Below are 20,634 nucleotides of genomic sequence, written 5' to 3'. Positions count from 1 at the left end.
TCAGCCGAAAATGACCGTTATGGAAATAAATTGCGACTCGGGATCGTACCAGAAAAAATTTAACAACGCTAAATTAGGAATCTCAGCAGAAACCAGAACTTAGTAGCAGATGGCGACAATGTCGAATCAGTTTACAATATGTTGCCAGCAAAGTTTGTCAGCAAGTCTTATTTGCCTTAAACCAAAAATAGAATGGCAAGAACACATTAACCAAAACCGTGACGAACTTACATTAAGCTTTGCAGACCTAAGCTACATACTATTTATATAAACTTAATACTTTAAGAACCCATTGTGACCAAACATAAATCGTCCAAAACCAAAAAATCAAAATCTGTTTTTCGCCGCTTGATAAGCGCAAAAGTCATTATAACTTTGTTGTTGCTGATTACTGTCGCGGCGGCTGTCTCCATCGCCACATTAGACTTTCGAGTACGCAGTGAATTTGAGGGGAAACGCTGGGCATTACCCGCTAAAGTATATGCCAGACCACTCGAACTTTATATTGGCGCGCCTTTGTCTATCAACGATCTGAAGATTGAATTAAGAGCCTTGGGTTATCAATTTGTCGATAAGGTTAACCTACCGGGACAAGTCGCTTTTTCTGCCTCCAGCGCAACGCTGTCAACACGAGGTTTTCTTTTTCCCGATGAGCATGAACCGGCTCGACAGCTTGTTTTAGAGTTCAGTGGCGAAAGCTTAAGTCAGATCCGTTCAGCCGATCAGCAAGCTCTGACATTAATTCGTTTAGAGCCTGCACTGATTGGCGGAATTTATCCGTTGAATAACGAAGATCGGGACTTGATCCAGCTGCAAGATGCGCCACAAGCTTTTATTGATGCACTGATCGCGATTGAAGATCGTGATTTTTACGATCATTTTGGCATCTCACCCAAAGGTATTGCTCGTGCCACATTAGCCAATATTCGAGCGGGCGCATTCGTACAAGGTGGCAGCACCTTAACTCAACAATTAATAAAGAATTTTTATCTCACTGCGGATCGCACGTTAATGCGCAAGATGCTTGAAGTGCCGATGGCGATGATCCTGGAGTGGCATTACAGCAAAGAGGAAATTCTCGAAGCCTATTTAAATGAAGTGTACCTCGGCCAATCCGGTAACCGTGCCATCCACGGTTTTGGCTTGGGCGCGGCACATTATTTTGCTCAGCCGATACAAGAACTCAAATTACATCAATTGGCATTACTGGCCGGCCTGGTCAGGGCCCCTCCTATTATGACCCGCGTCGTAATCCGGAGCGCGCCAAGCAACGCCGCAATCTGGTACTGAGTGTTTTACATCAGCAAGGCTCTATTTCCGATGAAGAATATATGTTGGCTTCGACAGCCGAGTTGGAAGTTGTAGCAGCTGGAAGCTCCATGAAAGAGGCTTATCCAGCCTATATTGATTTAGTGAAACGTCAGTTACGCCGTGAATATAAAGATGAAGATCTGGGTTCAGAAGGTTTGCAGATATTTACCAGCCTGGATCCTATTAGTCAGCACAAAGCCGAAACGTCGCTTATCAGTACCATTGATGATCTGAGTAAAACCCATGGTGAAAGACTGTCCAAACTGCAGGGCAGTATGGTGGTTACCGATCCACAAACCGGTGAAGTGCTGGCATTAATCGGTGATCGAAACACCCGTTTTCAAGGCTTTAATCGCGCATTAGATGCCAGTCGTCCGATTGGTTCTTTGGTCAAACCCGCTGTGTATCTCACTGCATTAGAACAGGGATATACCTTAATCAGTGAATTGGATGACTCCCCTTTTAGCCTGACGCTGCCAAACCAACCACCCTGGACGCCTAAAAACTTTGATGGTAAATCCTATGGCCGGGTGCCGCTGCATGCTGCGTTGACCCATTCCTATAATTTATCGACAGCACAGTTAGGCATGGAGCTGGGGGTAGATAAAGTCATTCATACCTTAAAAAGACTTGGTGTTGAACGCCAAATGGATGCTTATCCGTCCTTGTTGTTAGGTGCTCAAAGCCTGTCGACACTAGAAGTCGCAGCAATGTATCAGACTATTGCTGCGTCTGGATTTCAAATTCCACCGCGCACCATTCGAACAGTAACAGACAGTGCTGGCGAAGCACTTTCCAGTTATCCGTTTCAGTTGCAGCAAAGTATTGATGAAAAACCAATGTATTTGCTGCAATACAATTTGCAGCAAGTCACTCGTAGTGGAACCGCACGTAGCATTTATCAACAATTACCGATGAATATTAACTCTGCGGGTAAAACCGGAACCTCGGATCAACAGCGTGATAGCTGGTTTGCCGGGTTTACCGGCAATCGTCTTGCCGTTGTCTGGCTGGGGTTGGATGATAACAGCCCAATGCCGATTACCGGCTCATCGGGTGCATTACGTGCCTGGACAAAATATATTGCCCAAGAACCATTACAATCGTTTGAACCGGCAACTCCTGAAGGTGTTGTGATGTTTTGGATTGACCCGTTAAGCGGAAAACTTGCCGATGGTTTGTGCGAGAATGCAACTCAAATACCCTTTATCGCGGGCACCCAACCAACCGAAACAGCCGCCTGCGCCATGCCGGAAGAAACATTTACCGAAAACCCGATTAAACGCTCGATAGATTGGGTTAAAGACATATTCAGATAGGCTTCAAAATGTTAAAAAACGTAACAAAACCCTTTTTTATCATGACCCTGATGGTCATGTTTTTATCCGCCTGTTCGACCGCGCCCGTCAGTTACAAACCACCGGTGAAAGTAGAGAGATACCTTCTCGCTCACAAACACCTGAGACAGCGCAAACCAGACCTGAACCAGCACAAGCAGCCACACCGCAGGCATTGCCAGTACCACCTCCCGGATCTACATCGACCGATCTGCCAGCAACTCAACCTGCTCCCACACCAAGTAACCCAGCAGTATTGGCATTATTGAGTGACGCTGAAAAATATCAGCAACAAGGTAATATGGCAGCAGCCCAGTCCCGTTTACAACGCGCACAACGCATTGCGCCGCGAGACCCAAAAATTTATTACCAGTTAGCCCAAACACATTATGAATTGGAAGATTATCGACTCGCGGAACAAGTCGCTTTAAAAGGCGTTTCCTACGCCCAAGGTAATTATGCCGAGCAGAAACGTTTTTGGTTATTGTTAGTCGATATTCGCCTCAAAGCGGGAGATGGAGCGGGTGCAACAGCAGCGCGAGAACAGGCCTCGCGCTACTAAGATTAACTTCGCAGCTATGATCTGCTGATTCCCATGGCCCTGCGTGGGGATCTTACTCAATCTCATTTCTGAAGCATAACTGTTTCCACGCATTAGCGCGCGAGCAGGGTTTAGAGATCCTTCGTCGGCCCTTTACAATTAAAACCCACCCTCTTCGATCCCTTATCGGGTGTAGATAACTAAAATCCCGATACCCTGCAACAGCTATCGGGATAATCGCTAAAGCCTTACTTATCCCGACGAATCACGTGGGGCCTACGATCAAAACATCCAGCGGAACTTCACCGATGCGGTCTGATTGAGGAAGTCTTCTCTGCCTTCAACGTCATAACGTGCAGTGATTTCACTGGTATCACTGGTGATGAAGTTCAGACCAACACCGGCTCTGCCCAACCAAGGGCTTGGGTCAATGCCTTTGGTGGTAAACGCTGCACCGCCGCCGCTGTAACTGGCCGTGAGGCTGGTGGTGTCGTTGATAAAGTCATAACCGAGCCCCGCGTTGGCGGTGAGGCTGGTGGTGTCGTTCAGTTGGTGACTTATGTGGCCTTGCGCCATGACAATCAGCTCGTCTACATGGAGGCTGTTTACCTTCATGTTTAAGGCATCAGCACCTTTCTCGGTATAGCTTTCATCTTTGATGTAGGCATAATCTAACCGGATACCGGGTATGACTGTCGTTGTGTCATTTAGCTCAAATCGTTTGCCGGCGCCTACGCCAATCTGTGCAGTGTAGCTGTCATAGTCGGCTTTGGCGGTGCGGCCGATAAAACGCATCGTACGTTTACCTTCATTTTTGTTCATGCCAAGGCTGGCTTGCCAGTTGAGTTCGATATCGGGATGGTTTTGTAAGCTTCGACTGCCATAGAAAATCGCTTGATAGGCATCAATATCGACTTTGTTGCCGGAGGCGCTGTCGCGACCTTTGACATCGCTGCTCATGTAAGAGAGGGCAAAACCTAGACGGGTTTGTGCATTGAGCTCTCCATCCATACCGCCGACCAGACCGTAACTTTCTGCACGGTAACCGGAGACGCCGTTTCGTTCATCTTGGGTTGTCCAGCTTCCCACCGGTTTGACCCATACATTTTTGTCGGTGAAAAAACCGTCGCCAGAAGACAGGCCGCTAAAGCCCGATTGTCTGGCTTGAATCACGCGGTTGGTGCTGCGTAACGTGCCGGTCGCAACTTGGGTGGTGCCGCTGACTAAAAGCGGCAGTGTTTCGGCAACCGCATCACTGATTTGTTGGTCGGTAGAAAGCCGACCGAATGCTTCCACGACGTTATCCATATCGGTTCCGGTGGTGCCGCCAGAAACAAAGCCATCCAACACGCGAGCCGCGCCAAGACCGGGATTAAAGCCGGTGGCTGTCACGCTTTTGGTGACGCCGCTGCTCGATGCTGCCGATACCTTTAAATCCACCTGATTGCCGTTGATTGCCGCACTAAAATTAAACAGGCAGAGTTATCGGTCACGTTGAAGGTGCTGGCATCTAGGGTGCCAGCACTAATCACCCCGGATAATGTGGCACCATTGGCAAGGTTTTTTTCGCTAGTCACATCCACATTAATCTTGGAGTCCCCAGCAAACGTCGCTATGCCGTTCACCAAAAGTTTACCGAAACTGCTGCTAGAAGAGGCACCCATGTTGAAGATACCATCAGCCGTTTGGCTATAGTTGCCGCCTAACGTTAAGGTCTCGCCATCAGCCACCGATAAGGTCGCATCGTTGCTAAAAGTACCAGTATAAGAACTTAAGTTGCCAGTAAATCGAGTACTACCAGATGCAAGATTAATCGAGCCCGCTCCTGATATATCACCAGCAAAAGTTTGGCTATCCGTACGATTAAACACCAACGAGCCGTTATTACTGATATCTCCACTGATGCTGCCAGTGGTACCACCATTGCCGATTTGTAGTGTACCTGCGTTGATGTTGGTAACCCCGCTGTAGGTATTATTTCCAGTTAAGGTTAAAGACCCAGCGCCACTCTGGGTCAAACTGCCCGTGCCGCTAATCACATCTGCATACGTAACGGAATCGGAGCGATTAAACACCAACGAGCCATTATTACTGATATCTCCAATGACACTGCCGCTGGTACCACCATTGCCGATTTGCAGTGTACCTGCGTTGATACTGGTACCACCGCTGTAGGTATTCGCTCCAGTAAAAATGGTTTTGCCAGAATGTAGTTCGACACTCCCCGCTCCAGATATAGTTGGGGCAAACTCATACGCTGCCTCCGTGTGGTTAAACACCAACTTACCCGTACCTGCTCCAAAGACCAGGCTCGCCGCACTCAGGGTGCCAGCCGCAACAGCCGCTTCACCCGCTGCTGCACCGATATTTACGGTGCCGGTGGCACTAGCCTGATTCGCTATCGTTAGTGTGCCAGCGCCAGAATTCGTCTCGACCACTGCGCCATTGCTGATGCTAAGACTGCCGGTGCCAGCAGAGCCCACAAACACATTACTCCTGTTAATCCAGCTTGATCCTGCACCATCCACGCTCATGCTGCCGGTGCTGCCAGAAGAAGCGCCAACGATACCAATACCATTATTCACTACACCGCCATTGCTGATGGTGAGACTGCCAGTGCCGGAACGCCCCACATACAAATTATTGCTGTTAGACCAGCTGGAGCCTGTGCCATCCACCGTCACCGTGCCATTGCCGCCAGCATTATTGCCGATGAAACCAAGATTACTGCTTACCGTACCGCCATTATTGATGGTAAGGCTGCCAGTACTATCGTAGCCTACATACAAATCACTGCTGTTAGTAGTCCAACTGGAGCCAACGCCGTCCACTGTCACGCTGCCATTACTGCCAGAAAACCTGCCAATGTAGCCGGTGGCATTACTCACTGCGCCGCCATTGCTGATGGTGAGGCTACCGGTGCCACTCTCGCCCACCCACAAACTAAGACTATTGTCCCAGCTGGAGCCCGTGCCATCCACAGTCACTGTGCCGGTGCTGTCAGAACCCCTACCAATGTAGCCTAAAGTATTACTCACCACGCCGCCATTGCTAATGGACAGGCTACCAGTGCCGTTATCACCCACAAACAAACCACTGCTATTAGTCCAGCTGGAGCCCGTGCCGTCAACTGTCACGCTACCATCGCCGACTAAAGATTGACCAATGTAGCCGTTTTTATTACTCACCGTACTTCCACTATCTATGGCCAGTGTGCCGACAGCGTTATTTCCAATAATTAGATCAACTACCGAAGCGTTCCAGCTTCCAGTGAGTGGGCCAGACAGTGAAGGATTCGTATCTCCAGTTGTTTCTACTACCGCCCATACCGGCCCCACACTTAAGGCCAGTGCCAATGCAGATGCGACTAGTGTTAAATGCTTTTGGGGGGATGTTATGGCAGTGACAGCACTTTTGCTTTTGCCGCGTGAGTTGCTGAGTTCTCCCACCGCCATCCAGACTTGGCGACTGACATTCCAGATTACTTTGTAGATTTGATTCATGGCGGCGACCTATTCCTTTGTGTGGTGCGGATTAACCTGTTCTTTTGATGGGTTTTTTACAATTTTTTTAAGGTAGCACAGCGCACAAAAAAACTATGTTTCAGTATGTAACATGACAGGAAAACATCTTTTTATTCAGTTTGTTAGCAACCAACAGAGGTGTTCGATGACGGGTTTTAGATCGATTTTCCTTGGCTTTTTCCGAGGTAACCTGAGTAAGGTCTATGTATCTTGATACGATGTATAGCGTTAGTCCGTCGTGGTTTGAAGTGACAAAGCCAGTATGGGGAGAATCAAGGTAATTGGATTCAACTGGAAGGAATCACCGTTGGTATGTTGAACAGAAAGTTGCGTCAGCGGATTTTTATGAAAGCGCGGTGATCGCGCATCAAAGCTACCGAGCAGTCACCTTTCCCCGCTCATGGCTACTCGATCTCGCGTGAACCTATGATTGAGGCAATGCCCCCTAACGGTGGATTTTTACCGCGTCGTTGAAAAGATAGCCCACGTTACGCACCGTTATAATCGGGATGGCGTAGCTGTCTGTGGTAAAGCGGCGGCGGATCCGAGTGATATGGACATCCAAACTTCTGCTTTCGGGAGGGTAATCTGGGATGCCCATGGCGGCATAGAGTTGTTCGCGTGTCACCGTTTTACCAGCCATAGAGATTAAGGCATTCACTATATTCAGTTCGGATTTGGAAAGTGAATGTTCCACACCATCCGGTGTAATCAGCAACCATTTTGCAGCATCAAACTGCCATGACGCTGGTGCGGCACTGTCATCATAGGTTTGTCGTTTGCAGCATTCTATGACCGCAAGCAGTTCTCTGATATCGACCGGTTTCGGCAGATAGTAGTCGGCGCCAGAGATCAGGCCGTTCACCCGATGTTCGACCTCGCCAAAAGCGGACAGCATGATGATCTCGATATTTCTGGTTTGTTTAAGTCGGTTAGCGATCTGCAAACCGCTTTCGCCAGGCAGGTTAACATCCAGTAATAAAATGTCGATCTCGAAACGGCTCAGTAAGGCATCCATCTGCGTTGCGGTTCCAGCTTCGATGACTTCCAGGCCTCGACTGGCTAATACGGCCCTAATCGGAGCGCGAAACTGCTCTTCATCGTCAACGATTAACACTCTGAGCTTGGGCATTTAATAGTCCCCCAAAGCTGGAAGCATCACTGTAAAAGTAGTGCCCTGTCGACATTCCACATTGATCATGCCGCCATGCTGTTCAACAATCCTTTTGACAAAGAAAAGCCCTAATCCTGAGCCATGTTGCCGAGTTTCGCCTGGTACCCGGTAATATTTATCAAAGATCCGTTCGTGCTCTTCCTCAGCAATGCCGGGGCCATCGTCGTAGATTTGTACTGTTATCGTGTCTGCGGTTTGCAATAGCCGAACTTCAATGGTGTCGTGGTGATGAGCATATTTGCGGGCATTGTCGAACAAACGGGAAAACAGAATGGGGATAAGGTTACGGTCGCCTTTTACCTGTGCAGTGTCAGCTGAGCTATGGTTTATAAAGCGAATGTCATACTCATGGCATAGCTCTCTCAGCATTTCAGCCAAGTTCAGTTTCGTCATGGACAGTTCATTATTTTCGATAGTGTGAGAAATCCATTGATCATTGAGGCAACCATCAACCAAGCCATTCAATCTCATGGATGTTTGCTGTATTCGCTCCAAGCTTTCTTTTATGAACGACGCGGGTGGATTGTCTATAGTCGTTACCGCATCGGCATTGGCTTTGATAATGCTCAGGGGTGTTTTGAACTCATGCGACAGCATGGCCAGAAAGTTTTTTTGCTCACGTAAAGCATTGTTCGCAACGTCATGAGCGACCGTGACTTCTCGCAGTTGAATTTTCAGCTGTTCGCGCAGCCGCTCGGAAGTCATCACGATTACCCCTACTGTCACGGCTATGCTGGTAACAATACCCCAGATGAAGATCATGGAGCTCCTGTTAAAGTCCAGAAAACTCATGCTGCCAATAGGTTCGATGAGTATGGATAAGATTCGGGTTCCACAAATCAATGCGATCACCCCAAAAGTGATCGCCAGACCACGCCTTCCTGGCAAACGCGCTTTGTCTTGCCATAACACCCAACTGGTCATCAGGCTAAGACTAGCCAAGCCAATTGAACTGATAATAATTCGTTCACCCAGATTTTCATTACCCGGAAACAATATGAACAAGGGGTACAGTGTACCGAGAATAATCACTGGCCAACGCCACGCCATAGCGAGATCGCAAAACAGCCGTACAGCCTGATAATAGAAAGCGCTGGCAAGGAAATAAGCGGCATTTGATACCAAGATGGAAAGCATCGGATCGATGAAGTCCCGGCTCACCAGGAAGATTGATGCAATGGATTGGCAGGCACCTGCGATAGCAGCCTGCTTTAAACCAGGTACTTCCGGCAACAAACGGTAAAACAAATAAAGCGCTATGGCTGACACAAATGATGTAACTGCCAACAGCAAAACCAGCGTGCGTAAATCGGCTAACACCACTGAACTTTCCTACCTTACATTATCGATTGATCAAGATAGGGGAATCAGTATTTACTTTCAAGCAACTCCGGCCACAGCTCAAGCCAGCAACAGTGATGATCGGTGGCTTCGATCACCTTTACCTCAGGTTTATATCCTGTGGTAAACCGTCGCTGATAAGACTGAGCTACGGCCAACGGCACGATATTATCTTGAGCACCAACAAAGTGAATTTGAGAAATATCTGCCAAATTTTGCCATTCATCTGCGGCATTAAGTGAGCCCGTTAACGCCGAAATATGGTGTATATAACTCCAGGCTTTGTGATCCAGGTTGCCTGCAACCGTTATCAGACGAACCACATCATTACGTCTGGCTGCAACCAAAGCAGCAACTGCGCCACCGCCCGAATAACCGATAAGCGTTAATTCCTGTGCAACAGTCTGTTTTTTCAGTTGAGAGAGCGCTTGGTCAGTTGAGGCAATCACCTCTTCTGCAAAACGGGCCGAAGTCCAGTAACGCTGCTCGCATTGATTGGAGTTTACGTACTGGCAGGGTCTTGCAAGATAGGCCACGTTGTTTGTGCCGTCGGCTAATGCCAGTTTCAGTGCCAGCGGGTTTAATGGAGTGGGATCGGACGAGGGTTTATTTCTGCTTATCCAGGCCAGACCATCGCCTTCGATATAGACCGTTAACTGGTCACTTTGAGTCGAGTTTGGAAGATACGCTCGGTGAGAGAAAAAAGTCGTTTGTAGTGTGCTTTTCTGCCAGCCGTGCTGGAAGGCAAGGTTATCTGCGATGTCATTTCGTTTGGTCAGCGAAATATCGGCACAACCCGTCATAACCACTACCATGATAAATATCATGGTAGATAAAAAAGGGTTATGCACTTGCACGGGGTTTAGACCAACGTCAACAGGTCGGATGTTTAGTCGCGTAGATCTAAAACATCCTGCATATCAAACAAACCTGTTTGCTGATCCATCAGCCATTTGGATGCTCGCATCGCACCATAAGCAAAGGTCATTCGGCTTGAAGCTTTGTGCGTGATTTCTACTCGCTCACCTTCGGCAGCAAATAATACGGTGTGGTCACCAACAATATCGCCTGCTCTGACAGTCGCAAACCCAATGGTATTGCGATCGCGTTCGCCGGTACGGCCTTCACGACCATAAATAGCACAATCTTTCAGATCGCGGCCCAAAGCTTCAGCAACTACTTCACCCATTCGTAAAGCGGTGCCGGAAGGTGCATCTACTTTATGGCGGTGATGTGCCTCAATGATCTCGATATCGACGCTATCGCCTAAAACACGGGCGGCCATATCGAGCAGTTTCAGGGAAAGGTTGACGCCAACACTCATATTCGGGGCTAATAAGCTGGCGATCTGATCGGCGGTTTGTTGAATTGCTTGTTTCTGAGTTTCGTCAAAACCCGTTGTACCAATCACCGGACGGCATTGATTCTTGGCACATAATGGCAACAATGCCATGGTGGCCTCAGGGATAGTGAAGTCGATGATCACATCAGATTGCTGAGTCGCCAGCTCCAGATCGGCTGACAACATAACACCCAGTTTACCGACTCCCGCCAATTCGCCAGCATCCACGCCGATCAAAGAAGACTCTGGCCGATCAATAGCAGCGGATAGCTGCAAGCCTTCGGTTTCCGTGACGGCTTGAATCAGACAACGGCCCATGCGGCCAGCGGCACCGTTAATTGCAATATTAATGGCCATGACGAATATCCTTAATGGCGGTTTTTTAGAAAATAAAAAAGCTGGCTGGCAAAAATAGCCCAGTCAGCTTCCTGTTGGCAAATATGTTATTCAAAAAAAACGTTTTACAGCATCCAGCCAGGATTCATGTTTTGGACTATGGGTGGCACCAGAACCTTCCATCGTCTCAGCAAATTCCTGCAATAACTCTTTCTGTTTTTTCGATAACTTCACCGGTGTTTCGATAATGACCCGACACATTAAATCACCAACTTCGCCGGTACGGACTGATTTGACACCTTTGCCACGCAGTTTGAATTGCTGTCCTGTCTGCGTGCCTTCGGGGACTTTCAACACGGCTTTGCCTTGTAAAGTCGGTACTTCAAGTTCACCGCCCAGGCAGGCGGTAGTGAAACTGATTGGCACATCAGCAAACAAATTATTGCCATCACGGGTAAATACATCATGACGTTTCACCGCCACTTCAACATATAAATCACCGGCAGGTGCGCCACGTGAACCGGCTTCACCTTCACCAGCCAGTCGAATACGATCTCCAGTGTTCACCCCAGCAGGGACTTTAACGGAAAGCGTTTTGTGTTCTTGTACAACACCTTGACCATGGCAATCATGACAAGGATCCTGAATCATCTTACCGGTGCCATGACAATGTGGACAGGCTTGCTGAACGGTAAAAAAGCCTTGTTGAATACGAACCTGACCATGGCCACCACAGGTTGTACAGGTGACAGGTTGGGTGCCGGGCTTGGCTCCGGAACCATCACAGGTTTTACATTCGACATTAACCGGAATACGAATTTTCGCTGTGGTACCGGCAACGGCTTCTTCCAGCGTCAAATCCAGTCGATAGCGTAAATCGGCACCGCGGAAACTTTGACCGCCAGCACCACCAGCGCCAAAGATGTCATTGAATACATCGCCAAAAATATCGCTAAATCCGCCTGAACTTCTAAATCCGCCACCGCCAGCACTGTTATCTACTCCGGCATGGCCGAATTGATCGTATGCAGCACGTTTTCGGGAATCAGAGAGAATTTCGTAAGCTTCTTTTGCTTCTTTAAACTTGGCTTCTGCGGTTGCATCATCCGGATTACGATCTGGATGATATTTCATCGCCATACGACGATAGGCTTTTTTAATTTCAGCTTCAGTCGCAGTGCGCGATACACCAAGTAGGTCGTAATAGTCTTGTTTGGCCATGTTTTATTTTTCTTGTATCTCTTAAACAAGACAGGCGTAAGCTCAATGCCTACGCCTGTATTTAGTTAATTGTGTGAAAGATTATGAGTTTTTCTTGTCGTCATCGACTTCTTCAAACTCAGCATCAACCACATCATCGTTTTGCGCTGAAGCACCTTCTGATGCAGCACTGTCACCAGCTTCTGCATTTTCTGCATAAGCGCGTTCAGCTAATTTACCAGCCGCTTCTGACAATGCAGCAGTTTTAGCTTCGATGTCAGCCTTATCTTCACCTTTCAGAGCTTGTTGCAACTCTTCAATAGCAGATTCGATTTTGGCTTTTTCATCCGCTTCAACCTTATCACCTAAGTCGGTCAGTGATTTGTTGGTGGCGTGAATCAAACCATCCGCCTGGTTGCGTGCTGTGACCAACTCATGGAATTTACGGTCTTCTTCAGCATGTGCTTCAGCATCTTTAACCATTTGTTCCACTTCTTCGTCAGACAGACCGCTTGAAGCTTTAATTACAATCGACTGCTCTTTACCAGTCGCTTTGTCTTTGGCAGATACGTTCAGAATACCGTTGGCATCAATGTCAAAGGTAACTTCGATTTGTGGCGTACCGCGTGGGGCTGGCGGAATATCTGCCAAATCAAAACGCCCCAGTGATTTATTGGCTGAGGCAATTTCACGCTCACCTTGCAAAACATGGATCGTTACAGCTGGTTGATTATCATCCGCTGTTGAAAACACCTGATTCGCTTTGGTTGGGATAGTGGTGTTTTTCTCAACCAGTTTGGTCATTACACCACCCATGGTTTCGATACCCAGACTTAATGGGGTAACGTCCAGCAACAACACGTCTTTTACATCACCAGCCAGAACAGCAGCCTGAATCGCAGCACCAACAGCAACTGCTTCATCAGGATTCACGTCACGGCGTGGTTCTTTACCAAACATTTCTTTAACCGCTTCTTGCACTTTCGGCATGCGGGTTTGACCACCAACCAGAATAACGTCATTGATGTCACTGATTTTCAGACCAGCATCTTTAAGCGCCATTTTGCATGGTTCCATGCTGCGGGTAATCAAATCATCAACCAATGATTCCAGCTTGGCACGGGTCAAACGGATTTCCAAATGTTTTGGACCAGACGCATCAGCCGTGATGTATGGCAGATTGATGTCTGTTTGTGAGCTTGAAGACAGTTCGATTTTGGCTTTTTCCGCAGCATCTTTCAGACGTTGTAACGCCAAGGCATCTTTGCTCAAATCAACACTTTGGTCTTTTTTGAATTCAGCGACCAGGAAATCAATGATGCGTTGATCAAAGTCTTCACCACCGAGGAATGTGTCACCGTTGGTAGCCAATACTTCAAACTGATGCTCGCCTTCGATGTCGGCAATTTCAATGATTGATACGTCAAATGTACCACCACCCAAATCGTAAACAACGACGGTTGAATCACCACGTTTTTTGTCCATGCCGTAAGCCAGAGCCGCAGCAGTTGGTTCGTTGATAATACGTTTAACTTCCAGACCGGCAATCTTACCGGCATCTTTGGTTGCTTGACGTTGTGAGTCATTAAAGTAAGCAGGAACAGTAACAACCGCTTGAGTGACTTCTTCACCCAGGAATTCTTCAGCGGTTTTTTTCATTTTCATCAAAACACGTGCTGAAATTTCAGGTGGCGCCATTTTTTTACCATTGGCTTCAACCCAAGCATCGCCGTTATCCGCTTCAACGATTTTATACGGCACCATATCGATATCGCGCTGTACAACATCATCTTTAAATTTACGACCGATCAAGCGTTTGATCGCATACAGTGTGTTTTTAGGATTAGTCACCGCCTGACGTTTAGCAGACTGACCGACCATTACTTCGTTGTCTTTGTTGAATGCAACAATTGACGGGGTTGTGCGATCGCCTTCACTGTTTTCGATGACACGGGCTTTGCCGTCTTCCATCACCGCCACACATGAATTGGTCGTACCCAAATCAATACCAATAATTCTACCCATAATTTTTTACTCCATCGTACTTAGTTCGTCTGGCTTTTCCAGCCGTTGTGATATAGATGGGGCAGGAAATTTTGATTTCAAGCCCTTAAATTTCGTCCGGTTATTGAGAGACCACAACCATGGCTGGACGCAATAGGCGTCCGTTAAAGCGATAACCTTTCTGCATGACTTTCAATACCTGATTGGCTTCAACACCTTCGGCCGGCTGCATTGCCATGGCTTGGTGCAAGTCTGGATCAAATGCTTCACCCTCTGGGTCTAATTGTTCAAGACCGAACTTACCGATCGAACTCATAAACATTTTCAGCGTCATCTCCATGCCTTCACGCACGGTAACAAGGTTGGCATCATCATTTTTTGCTGCATTCAACCCGAATTCCAGACTGTCACCGATTGGTAGCAGCTCGGCGATGAATTTATCTAAAGCATGTTTGTGGGCGTTTTCCAGATCACGACTGTGTCTGCGGCGCATATTTTCCAAATCAGCTCTGGCTCGCAATAATTCATTCCAATGCTCATCGGCTTTATTGCGTGCATCTTCCAGCTGTTTTACGACATCAACGTCGGATGCTGCCTGTTGCTCTGCCATTTCTGGGGAGGGTTCGACTGATTCAGCTTCAGTCGTTGATTTTTCGATTTCTTCATTGCTCATGATTAATCAGATTCCGCGTTGCTCAACTCAAAGCGGTTATTTGGGGGTCAAAAATCTGATTTCAAGCTAGAAACAGAACTTTTTGTGAAAACAAATTCAACTTTGTTTTAACCAGACGCAGTTTCCATCACTGCTGGCCTGGAGTTTTTCAAGCATTGCCTGATGCTCGACTAATTCTGCAGCATCGGCCTCAATCACTTTTAATGCCGTTCGAGGACGCTCGACGGTGGTGATTTCATTTTGGTCTGCATCATTTTCCGGTTCAAATTGCTCAGCCGCCAGCGAGAGGCTGACCTGACCGCCGGTCATCATCAGATAAACATCGGCCAGGATTTCGGCGTCTAATAAAGCGCCGTGCAATTCACGGTTGGAATTATCTACTCCGTAACGTTTACATAAAGCATCCAGATTATTTTTCTGTCCCGGGTGTTTATCGCGGGCCATTTTCAGTGTGTCTAAAACACTGCAGACATCTTCAATCTTGGGAGTTTGGCCTAACTTAGCTAATTCGTGATTCAAGAACCCCACGTCAAACGCAGCATTATGAATAATCAGCTCAGCACCTTCGATAAAACGCAGAAAATCTGTGGCAATATCCGCAAAGAGCGGTTTATCAGCCAGTGATTCATTGGTGATGCCATGGACTTCCATCGCTCCGGCATCAATTGCACGTTGAGGATTTATATATTGATGAAAGGTTTCACCAGTTAATCGACGGTTAACCAGTTCCACACAACCGATTTCGATAATCCGATGATCATCGGCGGTGCTCAAACCGGTGGTTTCAGTATCTAAAACAATTTGCCGCGAACTGCTTTGCTCTGCCATCGGTTAATCCTGTTTTGCAATTAAAGTGCGAGCATCAACTGCTAATTGATCAGCACGCTCATTTTCCGGGTGCCCATCATGACCGCGAACCCATTGCCACTCTAATTTATGTGGTTGAGCTGCAGCATCCATACGCTGCCAAAGATCAGCATTTTTCACTGGTTGTCTGGCCGCGGTTTTCCAATTCTTGGCTTTCCAGCCTTTTAACCATTCGGTCATACCCTTCATTACATACTGCGAATCGGTGGTGATCGTAACATGGCAGGGTCTTTTCAAAGCTTCCAGACCGGCAATCACCGCCATCATTTCCATGCGGTTATTGGTGGTCATTTTTTCGCCGCCAGATAATTCTTTTTCGCTGGTTTTGGCACGTAATATCGTTCCCCAACCGCCCGGTCCCGGGTTACCACTACATGCACCATCAGTAAAAATTTCAACGTGTTCCATTAATGCTCTTTTCTTGTTGCTGATGAATTCACCAGCTGAGGTCTGGGAAATAAATTTCTATTTTGCCACCGGCTGCGTATCGGGGTCACCAGCAAGGTACGTTTTTTGGCAACAATCGCTGTTACACCACCAAAATATGGCCACAAACGCCGGCCCCATCTTTCCAGAAAACCACTGCGTTTGATCCAGCGCTCTTTTTGCAACGGCGGACAATAGATGATGGATTTGGCTTCAACAACATCAAAATCCAGTAAGGCCAGCCAATCTTTTAAACGTTGCCGTGAAAAGAACTGCCCTCGCCAAGGCAGTTGATCCTGCCAGGAGAATAAGCGACGCAAGCCCCAGAAACTAAACGGATTGAAACATAGCAATATCAAGGTGCCATCTTCATTTAACACCCTGTCAGCTTCACGTAATAACTGATGTGGCTGTCTGGAAAACTCGACCACATGCTGCAGTAACATCACATCGACACTGTCTGATTTAAACGGTAAGTGTTCAACCTGTGCATGAAACTGCCCGTGACTGCCCATTAACGCCTGATAACTAGGACGTAAAGAGGGTGGCAAGATGACTTTTTGTCCGCCAAGCTGCAATTGAAAAAAACCGTGCAGCTTGGTCTGCTGATGCTGTAACCATTGCTGCTCCTGACTTTGCAAATAGCAGGCAAGAGAAGATTGCCACCATTGTGTCATCTCTTGGTCATGCTCTTTATAATCACACATAAGGCCATTCCGGCGGAGTAAATTAATGTTACAAATTCATGCCGTGAAGGCATTCAGCGATAATTATATCTGGTTGATTCAATCAGCCCAGAATCATGATGTATTAATCATCGATCCGGGCGATGCCGGGCCGGTGATCAAATTTGTGGAAAAAAATGATCTGCAACCTGCTGCTATTTTAGTCACACATCATCATGCAGATCATGTCGGCGGCATACGTCGGTTGGATGATTTATATGATTTGCCAGTTTTCGGTCCACAACGCGAGCATATCAAAACCGTTGATACACCTCTGTATGCTCAAGCAGATCAATTACTGCACGCTTCATTTCCTCACTTCAAAATAATGGATACGCCTGGTCATACTCCTGGACATATCAGCTATTTAATAGAAGATAACCTGTTCTGCGGCGATACTATATTTGCCGGTGGCTGTGGCCGCTTGCTTGGCGGTACAGCGGAACAATTATTCGATTCACTGGAAAAAATCAAACGATTAGACGACGCTACCAAATTGTATTGTGCACATGAATACACCTTAAACAACTTGAAATTTGCTCTGGCAGTTGATCCAAACAACCCTGTTCTGCAGGAACGCTTTGCTAAAATTCAGGCATTAAGGGAGCAGGATATTGCGACAGTGCCTTCTATTTTGTTAGAAGAAAAGCAGACCAATCCTTTTTTACGATGTGATGCTGCTGAAATTAAACAAGCGGCTGAAACATATGCTGGTCAGCCGCTTGAAACGCCACTTGATGTATTTAAAGTATTACGCGCCTGGAAAGACGAGTTTTAACCTGCTTGGTTTTTTTCGTCACGAGATGATTCATTGGCGGCATCCACATTATTAAAATGTATGTCCATTTGTGGATAAGGAATACTGATGCCATTTGCATCAAACGCAAGTTTGATGGTTTCAATTAGATCGGCCCTTACAGTCGCCAAATCAGATGAATTTACCCATGGCCAGACATTGAAAGTAATGCTGCTATCACCAAGATCAGCAATACGAATAATCGGTGCAGGATCCTTCAATACCAATTTATGTCCGGTGACGATATCGGTCATGATTTGTTTAGCTTTCAATAAATCATCGTCGTAACCGATACCAAACACCATATCGATGCGTCGGGTATCGCGAGCCGAGAAATTGGTGATGGTGTTGGCGTAAATCTTGCCATTCGGCACAATAATTTCGCGGTTATCCGGGGTGCGCATCACGGTGTTGAATATAGTGATTTGCTCAACAATTCCCAATACACCGGACACTTCCACGAAGTTACCGATTTTAAATGGACGATACAGAATCAACATCACCCCGGCAGCAAAATTCTGTAACGAATCCTTCAACGCTAAGCCAACAGCCAAACCTGCAGCACCCAGCACCGCAATCATCGATGTGGTATTTACGCCCAGTCGATCCAGCGCTGCGATCAACACAAACAGTAGCAGCAAGACACTGATGATCGAACTGCAGAAATTAATCAGGATAGGGTCCATATTGGCCCTTACCATGACTTTACGAGACAGTTTGACCAACCAGCTAACCAATGTGCGACCGACGATGACGATCACGGCGGCAAAGAAAATGTTCAGCAGAATGTCGCCTATGACGCTGCCTGTTCCGGTTTCCATGTTATCTCCTCATTTGTATCGTTTTGACAATATCTTGAATTAATTTTGGCCCCTGATAAATCAAGCCACTATAAATCTGTACCAGCTGTGCCCCAGCATCAAGCTTTTGCATCGCATCTTCTGCGCTCATAATGCCGCCCGCAGCGATAATCGGCATTTCAGCCGGTAAAGCCTGCCGGAACTGTCGAACAACTTCTGTTGATTTGGCAAATACCGGCTGACCACTTAAGCCACCAGCTTCATCAGCATGCATTAGTCCTGTAACAGCATCACGCGAGAGCGTGGTATTGGTAGCAATGACGGCATCAATCTTAAATCGGCTAAAACATTCTGCCAGTTGCTGCACTTCTTCCAATGTTAAATCTGGCGCTACTTTAACGGCCATCGGCACATAACGTTGCGATTGTTCAGCAAGTTCCGTCTGACGATTTTTCAAAGCATCCAACAGATTATCCAGGGCTTCACCAAATTGTAGGTTACGCAGTCCGGGAGTATTGGGTGAGGAGATATTAATGGTGATGTAATCTGCATGAGCATAGGATTTTTCCAAGCCAATCAGATAATCATCAAGCGCTTTTTCGACCGGTGTATCAACATTTTTGCCGATATTAATACCGATAATGGCATTTGTTTGGGCTGCCTGAACCTGTTCAAGCAAATGATCCACACCGAGATTATTAAAGCCCATTCTATTAATGATGGCTTGCGCTTCAGGAATGCGAAACAACCGCGGTTTGGCATTGCCGGGCTGTGGTCTTGGCGTCACCGTGCCCACTTCAATAAAACCAAACCCCAAGGCTGTCAGCGCTTCAAGATAATCGGCGTTTTTATCGAGACCCGCAGCAAGTCCGACCGGATTGGGAAATCGCAGCCCCATGACATGTACCGGAACGGTTGGCATTTTGGGCATCAACAATCCCAGCAGTCCTGTCATCTCCAACCACTTTAAACTGGTCATACCTAAATGATGGGATGTCTCAGCATCCAGTTTGAACATCAGATTTCGTAGCAGGGGATACATAACGATTAAACCTTCATGGTGATTTGATAGCCATTGAACTTGCGGATATTCAGAACGCCAATATCCAGAATCAAATACTGGCCTTTAATACCCAGTAATTTTCCAGCAATTTCCGGGGTTTTATCAAAATTCAATGAACTAATTTTTTGGGGGTATTGTGTCACAGGATAAGTTATTTCCAGTACGTTTTCGTCCGACAATGGCGTGATGGCCCCCTCGCCCAACTGCTGTTGTAACAGCTTCACTTCGTCAGCACACTCAGCCTGCAATCGATCACGTTGCTCAAAAAGATCAATGAACTCGGCTGGACCTCGCAGCATTTTTCGCCAATCGGTACGATCCGAAACATGATTTTTAAACATCACCTCAACCAAACCAGAATGATAACGGCTGCTGACGCGAAAAATGGGTAACGCCTGAGTAGCACCCTGATCCAGCCAGCGGATCGGTATTTGCGAAATTCGGGTGATCCCTACTTTGATTCCTGAACTGTTGGCGAGATAAACAATATGGTCTTGCATACAAACCTGTTCACCCCACTCGGGTTCACGACAGGTGCCTTGGGCAAAATGACATAATTCCGGCTTCATGAAACATAAATCGCATTGCGCCAATTTTTGTGAACAGGGAAAACAAAAACCACCGCTATAACTTTTTTTGGTTTTACGCTGACAGTTTTGACAACGAATCTCGCCCGCATATATAAGTTGTATGTTTTCGCCAATAAGCGGATTCATTGGGACTTGATGCTCACCCACAATCATTTTGTAATCTACGGGGGCATCACGATCCGGCAGGGTTGCCTGCATCTTATTAAACTGTCCTGCAAATTCTGTCACGCAGCTAACCTTAATTGTTTAAGACGACGGCTAGTTTAACGTAGCCTGACAAACTGACCTATAAAAGTCTTGGATTAATTGTTGAAGGTGACGTCTGGCTCGACATAATCGTTAATCTGTAAACAGTCAGGAAAGAGCTGCGTTGTCGTTAGGAGAATTAATCTCAAAAGAATTTCAGAAGAAACTTATGAAATATCAATTTAGCTTTTTTCATAAAAATAATTATGCTGCCCACAGCTCAAGTCAGTTTATTGGGTTGGAAGATGTTGTTTTATGTAAAGGTGGGTTAAAGGCTGGTCATAAGCGATCTATTGCGGTATATATTGAGCACAATTATAAGCTTACGACATTATGAT

20 protein-coding genes are annotated in these 20,634 nt (G+C 46.9%); 5 read left to right on the top strand and 15 right to left on the bottom strand.

What is annotated here, in order from left to right; translation table 11 throughout:
* Positions 1-294 precede the first annotated feature (294 nt).
* The 3 genes from E8Q33_RS16155 (at position 295) to E8Q33_RS11335 (ending at position 3,210) form a co-directional block, all read left to right on the top strand.
* Entirely contained in the window at positions 295-1,290 is a 996-nt protein-coding gene (locus E8Q33_RS16155; RefSeq protein ID WP_247870068.1) for a transglycosylase domain-containing protein, read from the top strand.
* 41 nt (positions 1,291-1,331) lie between these two features.
* Positions 1,332-2,630: a penicillin-binding transpeptidase domain-containing protein gene (locus tag E8Q33_RS16150; protein ID WP_247870067.1), complete on the top strand. Its 1,299-nt coding sequence runs from the start codon at positions 1,332-1,334 to the stop codon at positions 2,628-2,630.
* Positions 2,631-2,823: 193 nt separating this feature from the next.
* On the top strand, positions 2,824-3,210 hold the full coding sequence (locus E8Q33_RS11335) for a tetratricopeptide repeat protein (RefSeq protein ID WP_136554846.1): 387 nt from the start codon (positions 2,824-2,826) through the stop codon (positions 3,208-3,210).
* Positions 3,211-3,471: 261 nt separating this feature from the next.
* On the opposite strand, the gene E8Q33_RS11330 is transcribed toward E8Q33_RS11335, so the two are convergent.
* The 12 genes from E8Q33_RS11330 to E8Q33_RS11275 form a co-directional block, all read right to left on the bottom strand.
* Positions 3,472-4,497 (bottom strand): autotransporter domain-containing protein, encoded by a 1,026-nt coding sequence (locus tag E8Q33_RS11330; RefSeq protein ID WP_168800202.1) that lies wholly within the window; start codon positions 4,495-4,497, stop codon positions 3,472-3,474.
* Positions 4,498-4,619: 122 nt separating this feature from the next.
* Complete coding sequence (locus E8Q33_RS11325; RefSeq protein ID WP_136554842.1) at positions 4,620-6,692, bottom strand: autotransporter-associated beta strand repeat-containing protein; 2,073 nt, start codon at positions 6,690-6,692, stop codon at positions 4,620-4,622.
* Between the two features lie 466 nt (positions 6,693-7,158).
* Positions 7,159-7,845, bottom strand: coding sequence for a response regulator transcription factor (locus E8Q33_RS11320; protein WP_136554840.1), 687 nt, complete (start codon positions 7,843-7,845; stop codon positions 7,159-7,161).
* Positions 7,846-9,210 (bottom strand): sensor histidine kinase KdpD, encoded by a 1,365-nt coding sequence (locus E8Q33_RS11315; protein WP_136554838.1) that lies wholly within the window; start codon positions 9,208-9,210, stop codon positions 7,846-7,848.
* Between the two features lie 44 nt (positions 9,211-9,254).
* Positions 9,255-10,043 (bottom strand): alpha/beta hydrolase, encoded by a 789-nt coding sequence (locus E8Q33_RS11310; RefSeq protein WP_247870066.1) that lies wholly within the window; start codon positions 10,041-10,043, stop codon positions 9,255-9,257.
* Between the two features lie 74 nt (positions 10,044-10,117).
* On the bottom strand, positions 10,118-10,927 hold the full coding sequence (gene dapB, locus E8Q33_RS11305) for a 4-hydroxy-tetrahydrodipicolinate reductase (RefSeq protein WP_136554836.1): 810 nt from the start codon (positions 10,925-10,927) through the stop codon (positions 10,118-10,120).
* A gap of 90 nt (positions 10,928-11,017) precedes the next feature.
* Positions 11,018-12,127: a molecular chaperone DnaJ gene (dnaJ, locus tag E8Q33_RS11300; protein WP_136554834.1), complete on the bottom strand. Its 1,110-nt coding sequence runs from the start codon at positions 12,125-12,127 to the stop codon at positions 11,018-11,020.
* 81 nt (positions 12,128-12,208) lie between these two features.
* On the bottom strand, positions 12,209-14,131 hold the full coding sequence (dnaK, locus tag E8Q33_RS11295; protein WP_069295430.1) for a molecular chaperone DnaK: 1,923 nt from the start codon (positions 14,129-14,131) through the stop codon (positions 12,209-12,211).
* Between the two features lie 100 nt (positions 14,132-14,231).
* The gene (gene grpE / locus E8Q33_RS11290) at positions 14,232-14,783 is read right to left on the bottom strand and encodes a nucleotide exchange factor GrpE (RefSeq protein WP_136554832.1); all 552 of its coding nucleotides are present in this window, start codon (positions 14,781-14,783) and stop codon (positions 14,232-14,234) included.
* Between the two features lie 96 nt (positions 14,784-14,879).
* Positions 14,880-15,611 (bottom strand): DNA polymerase III subunit epsilon, encoded by a 732-nt coding sequence (gene dnaQ, locus E8Q33_RS11285; protein ID WP_136554830.1) that lies wholly within the window; start codon positions 15,609-15,611, stop codon positions 14,880-14,882.
* A gap of 3 nt (positions 15,612-15,614) precedes the next feature.
* A complete protein-coding gene (gene rnhA, locus E8Q33_RS11280; RefSeq protein WP_069295427.1) occupies positions 15,615-16,058 on the bottom strand; it encodes a ribonuclease HI in 444 nt (147 codons plus the stop codon).
* Positions 16,058-16,783: a class I SAM-dependent methyltransferase gene (locus E8Q33_RS11275; protein ID WP_069295426.1), complete on the bottom strand. Its 726-nt coding sequence runs from the start codon at positions 16,781-16,783 to the stop codon at positions 16,058-16,060. The genes rnhA and E8Q33_RS11275 overlap by 1 nt, the downstream gene beginning before the upstream one ends.
* A 25-nt stretch (positions 16,784-16,808) precedes the next feature.
* On the opposite strand from E8Q33_RS11275, the gene gloB reads away from it, so the two are divergent.
* Entirely contained in the window at positions 16,809-17,579 is a 771-nt protein-coding gene (gene gloB, locus E8Q33_RS11270; protein ID WP_136554828.1) for a hydroxyacylglutathione hydrolase, read from the top strand.
* On the opposite strand, the gene E8Q33_RS11265 is transcribed toward gloB, so the two are convergent.
* The 3 genes from E8Q33_RS11265 to E8Q33_RS11255 are packed head-to-tail and all read right to left on the bottom strand — an operon-like array spanning position 17,576 to position 20,248.
* The gene (locus E8Q33_RS11265) at positions 17,576-18,418 is read right to left on the bottom strand and encodes a mechanosensitive ion channel family protein (RefSeq protein WP_136554826.1); all 843 of its coding nucleotides are present in this window, start codon (positions 18,416-18,418) and stop codon (positions 17,576-17,578) included. The two genes, gloB and E8Q33_RS11265, sit on opposite strands and share 4 nt — an antisense overlap.
* A 1-nt stretch (position 18,419) precedes the next feature.
* Complete coding sequence (locus E8Q33_RS11260; protein WP_136554824.1) at positions 18,420-19,439, bottom strand: quinone-dependent dihydroorotate dehydrogenase; 1,020 nt, start codon at positions 19,437-19,439, stop codon at positions 18,420-18,422.
* Between the two features lie 5 nt (positions 19,440-19,444).
* The gene (locus E8Q33_RS11255; RefSeq protein WP_136554913.1) at positions 19,445-20,248 is read right to left on the bottom strand and encodes a DUF2797 domain-containing protein; all 804 of its coding nucleotides are present in this window, start codon (positions 20,246-20,248) and stop codon (positions 19,445-19,447) included.
* A 172-nt stretch (positions 20,249-20,420) separates the two neighbouring features.
* Between E8Q33_RS11255 and E8Q33_RS11250 the strand changes: the two genes are divergently transcribed.
* The gene (locus E8Q33_RS11250) at positions 20,421-20,633 is read left to right on the top strand and encodes a hypothetical protein (protein WP_136554822.1); all 213 of its coding nucleotides are present in this window, start codon (positions 20,421-20,423) and stop codon (positions 20,631-20,633) included.
* The last annotated feature ends 1 nt before the right edge of the window (position 20,634 follow it).

The organism is Methylophaga sp. SB9B (assembly GCF_004832235.1).
GTDB classification, from domain to species: domain Bacteria; phylum Pseudomonadota; class Gammaproteobacteria; order Nitrosococcales; family Methylophagaceae; genus Methylophaga; species Methylophaga muralis.
The sequence above is the reverse complement of the archived record's forward strand: the minus strand, read 5'-3'. Positions and strand labels throughout refer to the sequence as shown.

Bases quoted from the DNA above. Each gene is read 5' to 3' on its own strand.
- E8Q33_RS16150 (WP_247870067.1), top strand. From the start codon at position 1,332: ATGTTGGCTTCGACAGCCGAGTTGGAAGTTGTAGCAGCTGGAAGCTCC.
- E8Q33_RS11330 (WP_168800202.1), bottom strand. From the start codon at position 4,497: ATGGATAACGTCGTGGAAGCATTCGGTCGGCTTTCTACCGACCAACAA.
- E8Q33_RS11325 (WP_136554842.1), bottom strand. From the start codon at position 6,692: ATGAATCAAATCTACAAAGTAATCTGGAATGTCAGTCGCCAAGTCTGG.
- E8Q33_RS11320 (WP_136554840.1), bottom strand. From the start codon at position 7,845: ATGCCCAAGCTCAGAGTGTTAATCGTTGACGATGAAGAGCAGTTTCGC.
- E8Q33_RS11310 (WP_247870066.1), bottom strand. From the start codon at position 10,043: ATGGTAGTGGTTATGACGGGTTGTGCCGATATTTCGCTGACCAAACGA.
- dapB (WP_136554836.1), bottom strand. From the start codon at position 10,927: ATGGCCATTAATATTGCAATTAACGGTGCCGCTGGCCGCATGGGCCGT.
- dnaJ (WP_136554834.1), bottom strand. From the start codon at position 12,127: ATGGCCAAACAAGACTATTACGACCTACTTGGTGTATCGCGCACTGCG.
- dnaK (WP_069295430.1), bottom strand. From the start codon at position 14,131: ATGGGTAGAATTATTGGTATTGATTTGGGTACGACCAATTCATGTGTG.
- grpE (WP_136554832.1), bottom strand. From the start codon at position 14,783: ATGAGCAATGAAGAAATCGAAAAATCAACGACTGAAGCTGAATCAGTC.
- dnaQ (WP_136554830.1), bottom strand. From the start codon at position 15,611: ATGGCAGAGCAAAGCAGTTCGCGGCAAATTGTTTTAGATACTGAAACC.
- rnhA (WP_069295427.1), bottom strand. From the start codon at position 16,058: ATGGAACACGTTGAAATTTTTACTGATGGTGCATGTAGTGGTAACCCG.
- E8Q33_RS11275 (WP_069295426.1), bottom strand. From the start codon at position 16,783: ATGTGTGATTATAAAGAGCATGACCAAGAGATGACACAATGGTGGCAA.
- gloB (WP_136554828.1), top strand. From the start codon at position 16,809: ATGTTACAAATTCATGCCGTGAAGGCATTCAGCGATAATTATATCTGG.
- E8Q33_RS11265 (WP_136554826.1), bottom strand. From the start codon at position 18,418: ATGGAAACCGGAACAGGCAGCGTCATAGGCGACATTCTGCTGAACATT.
- E8Q33_RS11260 (WP_136554824.1), bottom strand. From the start codon at position 19,439: ATGTATCCCCTGCTACGAAATCTGATGTTCAAACTGGATGCTGAGACA.
- E8Q33_RS11255 (WP_136554913.1), bottom strand. From the start codon at position 20,248: ATGCAGGCAACCCTGCCGGATCGTGATGCCCCCGTAGATTACAAAATG.